The sequence below is a fragment of the Stenotrophomonas sp. P5_B8 genome (assembly GCF_054049855.1).
In genome coordinates this window covers 1-1,184 of record NZ_JBFULO010000711.1, presented here as the reverse complement: position 1 = coordinate 1,184, position 1,184 = coordinate 1, and the positions used below count along the sequence as shown (strand labels likewise).

The following is a 1,184-nucleotide window of genomic DNA, read 5'->3' as shown; positions in this document are numbered from 1 at the left end:
CTCGCACGGTCCTTGCTGGTGTCACCGCAAAGTCCGTTGGAGAGCTTGCAGGCGCCATCGAGCGGCTGGTGAAAGATCAGGGGGAGTTGGAGCGCTTGTCGTCTGGGGTGCAGCTCGTGAAAACGCAAACGACCGAGCGAATGGCGCGGTTCAACGTATTCATTGGCATCGTCTGGGGCGCGTTGTTCTGGCTTGCCACGGCACGCGTGCTTTCCCCGACCGTCGCCCAGGATGTTTTGGAGACCAGTCTCTTCCCAACCATTGCTGCCGCAATCTCGTTCATCGGGCTGTTTGTGGTCTCAGTTGGCTACGCAGCTGCTGTCCGTGTCGTCTATCAGACGTTGGACTTCGCCCTGTTGGAAGTCAAAGCGACGCTTGTCTTGCGGGTGTAGCCCTGGGTCCGCGAACTCAGCGGCTGCCTAGACTAGGAGAGCCAGAGTCGGGCTTATAAGCATCAGGCTCTGCGGAGCGTTCTGCTGAGACTGCTGTCCAAAGGCGCGGGCTCCGCCTAAACAGAGCCCGTCTCGCTAAAAATCAGCCCGGATACGCGGGGAACTTCTCATCAGGGTGCTTGGACTTCCATTCTTTATAGGCCGCCGTGCCTTCCCAAGCCGCGAACGAGCGAGGGGTACGGCCTCGGCCAGACCAAGTTTCCTGAGTGTGCGGCAGCCAGTATTTCTGGGCGACTGCCTTCTTTTCACCAGAAGTCTTCTTTTGGCGAGCTTGCCCATTAAACGAACCGCCAACCTGGTTCGCAATATCGGCCTTCTGCTTAGACGTCAGATGYTGTCCGTAACGAGTCAGCAAATCCGAAATCTGCAGAAACGCATCAGAGRCTTCGTCTTCAATCAATTTTGCTTCTTGCTCTTCCAGCTTACGCAGCTCTTCGGCAAGCTTGGCTTTTGCAGAGGCAATTGAATCAAGGGTCGGTTTGCTCATTTGGTAATTGGTCTCTTGAATAGTAGGAAATAATATCAGGCCTTTGTCCGATAAAGGAGAACTGAGCGTAAGGCGAAGCCCGGCGTTTCTTAGTTCGCCAAACGATAATGCAAGCCATCTGTCCAGATGCAGGGCGAAATAGTCTCATTCATCTTCATCGTCTTCCGCTTCTTCCAAGGTCAAGAGGGTCAGGGTGCGGCCATAAGAGCCTAAGCCAATCACCTCTTCCGTGAGGTAGACACCAC

At 54.9% G+C, this 1,184-nt stretch carries 1 protein-coding gene and 1 pseudogene; one reads left to right on the top strand and one right to left on the bottom strand.

Annotation, left to right across the window (positions count from 1 at the left end):
* Positions 1 to 392: pseudogene (locus tag ACXJKH_RS20895) on the top strand (hypothetical protein); the annotation flags it as partial.
* 142 nt (positions 393 to 534) lie between these two features.
* On the opposite strand, the gene ACXJKH_RS20890 reads toward ACXJKH_RS20895, so the two are convergent.
* Complete coding sequence (locus tag ACXJKH_RS20890; protein ID WP_457322253.1) at positions 535 to 939, bottom strand: H-NS family nucleoid-associated regulatory protein; 405 nt, start codon at positions 937 to 939, stop codon at positions 535 to 537.
* Positions 940 to 1,184 lie beyond the last annotated feature (245 nt).